This is a genomic window from Thermodesulfobacteriota bacterium (genome assembly GCA_036482575.1).
Taxonomy (GTDB): Bacteria; Desulfobacterota; GWC2-55-46; order GWC2-55-46; family JAUVFY01; genus JAZGJJ01.
The window spans coordinates 1-5,528 of sequence record JAZGJJ010000176.1 but is presented as its reverse complement, the minus strand read 5'-3'; the positions used below and the strand labels follow the sequence as shown (position 1 = coordinate 5,528).

The window sequence follows — 5,528 nt, the reverse complement described above, 5'->3', positions numbered from 1 at the left end:
GGTGGGCGGATTTCCACTATATTTTCCTTGACAAACGGTCCTTTCAGTCATATAGTTAGCGAGAAGTGGTATAGAGTGGTATAAAGTGGTATGAAGTAGTCAGGAGTGGTGTCTCCACAGGCGGATACCGGGTGAATACTATGTTCAGAGGCAGATTCGAACATACCATTGATTCCAAGGGAAGATTGAGCATCCCATCGCTCTTCCGGGAGACGCTTTCCGAGAGGTACGATTCGCGTCTCGTTGTCACCACCTATGACGGTTGTTTGATCACCTACCCCTACGCGGAGTGGCGGATACTCGAAGAGAGGGTCGCCGGTCTGCCCGAGTTCAAGAAAGACACCCGAACCTTTCTGAGGTTTTTCTATTCGAGTGCCGCGGACTGTACCATCGACAAGCTCGGCCGTGTCATTATACCCCAGAGCTTGAGGGATTACGCCAAGCTCGAGAAGGACGTCGTGATAGTCGGCGCGTTCAAGCAGTTCGAGATATGGAGTAAGCAGAAGTGGGACGTGGCCGAGGCCGCGGCGTCCCACGATGACATAGGGAACATGCTCGAGCGTCTCGGGCTCTGAGGCGGGGGGCTCGGGCGGTCATGGACCGGGAGCATACTCCGGTTATGACGCGCGAGGTGCTCGAATACCTCGACTGCCGCCCCGGCGGCACCTACGTCGACGGGACGCTCGGCGGCGGCGGGCATGCCCGGGAGATACTCGAGGCCACGGGGCCCGACGGGCGGCTGGTCGGAATAGACAGGGACGGGGACGCGCTCAAGGAGGCCGGGGCCCTGCTTGAGCCTTACGGTAAGAGGGCGCTCCTCGTAAGGGAAGATTTTAGAGAGATAAAACGGGTCCTGGCCGACCTCGGGATAGGGACGGTGGACGGGATGGTTCTGGATCTGGGTGTTTCCTCCTATCAACTGGAGAGCCCCGAGAGGGGTTTCAGCTTCCGGCACGACGCGAGGCTCGATATGAGGATGGACACCAGGCAGGAGCTTTCGGCTTACGACCTTGTAAACGGGCTTTCGGCCGAAGATCTCGAGCGCATCTTCCGGGACTACGGCGAGGAGAGGGCGGCCCGGAGGATAGCAAGGGCCATAGAGAAGAAGAGAGGCGAGGGGCCGATTACGACGACCGATGAGCTCGCCGGTATCGTGGCCGGGGCGGCCTGGAGGGCCGGGGGCAAGGGGGGCAAGAGGGGTAGGGGGGCCAGGGGAAGAGGAGGAGCAGCGAAAAGGAAGATACACCCCGCTACCAGGGTCTTTCAGGCCCTAAGGATAGCGGTAAACGACGAGCTGGAGAGTCTCAAGGCGGGACTTACGGACGGGATAGAGGCGCTCGGGAGCGGTGGTAGAATGGTGGTTATCTCCTTTCATTCGCTTGAAGACAGGATAGTGAAGAATTGTTTCAGGGATCTCTGGCGCGGTTGCGTTTGTCCGCCCGAGGTCCCTGTATGCGTATGTGGGAAGGAACCCTCGCTAAGGCTCCTTACGAAAAGGGTGGTATTCCCCTCGGACGCGGAGGTCGAGCGGAACCCGAGGGCCAGGAGCGCAAGGTTCAGGGCGGCCGAGAAGATATGAGTTTTAGCAGGGGAGGGGAGATGGGCCAGATACTTACCGGCAGCGGGTTGGCCGGGCTTCTCAGGTACCAGCGGGTAAGGACCAGGAGCGAGGTAAGCTCCACGGACTTCCTTTACCTCTGCCTCGGGGCCGTGCTTGTAATGGTCCTGGTGCTCTTCGTCTACCTCTGGAGCAGGGTGGCCGTGGTCCACCTCGGCTACGAGATATCCGGGGCGAACGCCGAGAGGTCGGTCCTCCTGGAGAAGAAGAGGCGCTTGAGCGTGGAGCTTATGGAACTCCATTCGCCCGGCAGGATAGAGAGGATAGCCTCCGGTGAACTCGGGCTTATCCATCCGTCCGCGGAGCAGATAGTGCGCATTAAATGATGAGAAAATCGGTAAAAAAGGTGAAGAAAGGGAAGATCGATACCTGGCTCAGGTTTCGTATATTCCTCCTCTTCTGCACCGTCATTTTTTTCTTCGGAGCGATATTCCTGAGGGCGTTCCAGATCCAGGTCGTCGACGGCGGGGCGCTCGAGAGGCGGGCGGAGAGCCAGCACAACGGTACCGTTACCGTCCCGTCCAGGAGGGGGGACATATTCGACAGGAACATGAGGGAGCTCGCCGTAAGCCTTACCGTGGATTCGATCTACGCACAGCCCCGGCATGTCGGCTCGACCGGACCCCACGCAAGCGTGCTTGCAGGGCCGCTTTCCATGAGCCCGAGGGAGGTCCTGAGAAGGCTCAACTCCAAAAAGCAGTTCGTATGGCTAAAGAGGCAGGTCGACCTCGCCCCCGGGGAGCGCGAGGCCATAGGGGGGCTCGACGGGATAGGCATGGCCAGGGAGACGAGGAGGTACTACCCCAACCGCCGTCTTGCCGCCAACCTCCTGGGGTTCGCGGGCATAGACTCCGATGGGCTCGAGGGCGTGGAGCTTTACCACGATAAGTTCCTCAAGGCCGCCTCCAGAAAGGTCACCGTGGAGAAGGACGCCAGGGGAGATACCCTTCTCTTCGAGGACATAGAGCGGCCGGCCCAGGGCACGGCCGTGGTGCTTACGATAGACAAGACCATCCAGTATATAACGGAAAAGGCGCTCGGTAAGGCGGTAAAGGCCTCGGGGGCCAGGGGGGGGACGGCCGTGGTGATGGACCCCATAACAGGCGAGATACTGGCCATGGCCACTCTTCCCACGTTCGACCCCAATAACTTCCGCGGTTTTAAGCCCAGCCAGTGGCGGAACAGGGCCGTTACCGACGCGTTCGAGCCGGGCAGTACCCTTAAAGCCTTCCTGCTCGCCGCCGTCATAGAGGAGGGCGTGGTCGGCCCCCGGGATATCTTCTACTGCGAGAACGGCAGCTACCGTGTTGCCGACAGGACCTTCCACGATACCAAGAAGCACGGCTGGCTGTCTCTGAGGAACGTAATAACGCGTTCGAGCAACATAGGGGCGGTAAAGGTCGGGGAGAAACTCGGGAAGGCCCGGCTCTACAGGCATCTAAAGAACTTCGGCTTCGGCGCGAGGACCGGGGTCGACCTCCCGGGCGAGGCGAGGGGCTCCTTCAGGCATTACAGGAACTGGTCGGGGGTGACGCTGCCGACCGTATCTTTCGGACAGGGCATCTCCGTCTCGGCCCTGCAGCTTACGACGGCGATGGCCGCCGTCGCCAACGGAGGGCTCCTTATGAAGCCCTACATAGTCAGGTCCGTTAGGACCGCCGAGGGGGCGAGTCTGGTGGAGTCCAACCCCGTGGTGGTTAAGAGGGTCATCTCCGGGGCCACGGCCGAGACGGTGACCGACGTGCTCGTCGGCGTGACCGAGGCCGGGGGCACAGGGGAGATCGCGGCTATAGACGGCTTCGAGGTGGCGGGCAAGACCGGCACCGCGCAGAAGCCGGACCTGACCAGAGGCGGGTACATGAAGGATAAGTACATGGCCTCGTTCCTGGGCTTCGTTCCCGCCCGGGACCCGAAACTCGTAATACTGGTTACGGTCGACGAGCCCGCCGGGGAGATATGGGAGATGTACGGTGGGGTGGTGGCCGGACCGGCCTTTAAGGAGATAGCCGCAGAAACCCTTTCCTACCTCGGGGTGTTCCCCGAGGGGTCGGGCTCTCCGAAGAGGTTCGAGGCCGTGGCCCCGGAGAAGCCTCTATATCGGGAGGTAAGCGCGGAGGCCGTCCGGGCCGGCAGGGTCCCGGAGTTCGGCGGCGGCACCATACGGACGGTCTTAAGGGAGGCGCGTGCAGGCTCACTCAATATCGATGTCATAGGAAGCGGAAGGGCCGTAAGGCAGAGCCCGCTGGCGGGTGAGGCCGTCCCTATCGATGCCCCGATACGCGTATGGTTCGAGCCGCCCGAGGCGGAGCAACGGTATAAACGACCGTTCCGGGAGGCGACGCTCATAAGGCAATGAGATTTTAGAGGGGATATCGATGAAGATAAAGGACATTTTTTCCACAGAAGCTCTGGGGTACAAGGCCTCCGACGGGGAGGTCGAAATAAAGGGCGTAACCTCGGATTCGAGGTGTGTCGGGGAGGGATATCTCTTCGCCGCCCTTAAGGGCGAACATGTGGACGGCCTTGAGTTCGTCGGGGAGGCCGTCGAGAGGGGGGCGGCCTGCGTGCTGGCCGAGGCCCCCTCGCCGGGGATAAAGGTCCCGGAGGTCATAGTGGAGGACGCAAAGGCCGCGCTCGGGAGGGTTGCCGCCCTCTTCAGCGGCGAGCCCTCCGCCCGGATGGAGATCGTAGGCATAACCGGCACCAACGGTAAGACAACCGTCGCCTATCTCCTCGAGTCGATACTCAAGGAGGCCGGCTTTACCCCGGGCGTTATAGGCACTATAAGTTACCGCTACGGCGGGACGATATTCCCCGCCCCGCTTACGACCCCGCCGGCCCCGGAGCTCCAGGAGCTCATGAAGGATATGGCCGACTCCGGTGCGACCCACTGCGTCATGGAGGTGTCCTCGCACGCGCTTTCGGAGAAAAGGGTCGAGGGGTGCGGCTTCGGAGTAAAGATATTCACCAACCTGAGCGCCGAGCACCTCGACTACCATCACTCGATGGAGGAGTACTTCGACGCCAAGAGGAGGCTCTTTACGGACGCCGTATTCGATTCCGGCCGGGGAGAGGCCGCGCATAAGACGGTAATAAATATCGACGACGAGTGGGGCAGGAGGCTCTTGAAGGACGTAGCCCATCCCCTTAAGTACGGGACACCAGAGGGTGGGGAGGGGGGGAAGGGGGCGGATATATTCCCCGAGGACGTTTCCATGTCCGGGGGAGGTATAGAGGCGACGGTGGTAACGCCGCTCGGGAGGCTCAAGGTGTCTTCCCGGCTTGTGGGCGAGCATAACCTGCAGAACATAATGGCCGCCGTGGGAGCTGGCTGCGCAATGGAGCTCCCGCTGGAGGCGATAGAAAAGGGGGTTAATATGCTTGAGAGCGTTCCCGGAAGGCTTGAGAAGGTCGAGGTAAAGGAGGGGGTGACCGCGTTCGTGGACTATGCCCATACCCCGGACGCGCTGGAGAGGACGCTCCTTGCATTGAGGGAAATATCCCAGGGGGGGGTCGTAACGGTCTTCGGCTGCGGCGGCGACCGGGACAGGAGCAAGCGGGCCCTCATGGGGGAGATATCCGGCAGGCTCTCGGCCCTTACCATCATAACCTCGGATAACCCCAGGGGCGAGGATCCCACCCTGATATTGAAGGAGGTAGAGGAGGGGATAGAGAAGGAGAACGGCGGCGGGGCCCCGGAGGACGGCGTCTATACCGTCATAGAGGACAGGGCCGAGGCCATAAGGGAGGCCGTCGAGGCGGCCGAGCCCGGTGAGACGATACTCGTTGCCGGCAAGGGACACGAAAACCACCAGATTATCAAAGGGGAGAGGATCCCATTTGACGACCTCAAGGCATTGAGAGAGGCGTTAAAAAAGGAGCGCTGCGCTTGAGGCTCACGCGGGGAGGG

Annotated in this window: 5 protein-coding genes; all 5 read left to right on the top strand. The window is 61.1% G+C overall.

The genetic code is table 11. The features are described from left to right. Positions 1–140: 140 nt before the first annotated feature. From mraZ to V3W31_07705, 5 genes are read left to right on the top strand one after another with little or no spacing between them, the layout of a single operon-like run. Positions 141–575: a division/cell wall cluster transcriptional repressor MraZ gene (gene mraZ / locus V3W31_07725; protein MEE9614823.1), complete on the top strand. Its 435-nt coding sequence runs from the start codon at positions 141–143 to the stop codon at positions 573–575. Between the two features lie 20 nt (positions 576–595). After that, positions 596–1,579, top strand: coding sequence for a 16S rRNA (cytosine(1402)-N(4))-methyltransferase RsmH (gene rsmH, locus V3W31_07720; GenBank protein MEE9614822.1), 984 nt, complete (start codon positions 596–598; stop codon positions 1,577–1,579). After that, entirely contained in the window at positions 1,576–1,944 is a 369-nt protein-coding gene (locus V3W31_07715; protein MEE9614821.1) for a cell division protein FtsL, read from the top strand. Before rsmH ends, V3W31_07715 begins: the two co-directional genes overlap by 4 nt. Further along, positions 1,941–3,974: a penicillin-binding transpeptidase domain-containing protein gene (locus tag V3W31_07710; GenBank protein MEE9614820.1), complete on the top strand. Its 2,034-nt coding sequence runs from the start codon at positions 1,941–1,943 to the stop codon at positions 3,972–3,974. Before V3W31_07715 ends, V3W31_07710 begins: the two co-directional genes overlap by 4 nt. Positions 3,975–3,993: 19 nt before the next feature. Next, entirely contained in the window at positions 3,994–5,511 is a 1,518-nt protein-coding gene (locus V3W31_07705; GenBank protein ID MEE9614819.1) for a UDP-N-acetylmuramoyl-L-alanyl-D-glutamate--2,6-diaminopimelate ligase, read from the top strand. Positions 5,512–5,528: the final 17 nt, after the last annotated feature.

Bases quoted from the DNA above. Each gene is read 5' to 3' on its own strand.
- mraZ (MEE9614823.1), top strand. From the start codon at position 141: ATGTTCAGAGGCAGATTCGAACATACCATTGATTCCAAGGGAAGATTG.
- rsmH (MEE9614822.1), top strand. From the start codon at position 596: ATGGACCGGGAGCATACTCCGGTTATGACGCGCGAGGTGCTCGAATAC.
- V3W31_07705 (MEE9614819.1), top strand. From the start codon at position 3,994: ATGAAGATAAAGGACATTTTTTCCACAGAAGCTCTGGGGTACAAGGCC.
- V3W31_07715 (MEE9614821.1), top strand. From the start codon at position 1,576: ATGAGTTTTAGCAGGGGAGGGGAGATGGGCCAGATACTTACCGGCAGC.
- V3W31_07710 (MEE9614820.1), top strand. From the start codon at position 1,941: ATGATGAGAAAATCGGTAAAAAAGGTGAAGAAAGGGAAGATCGATACC.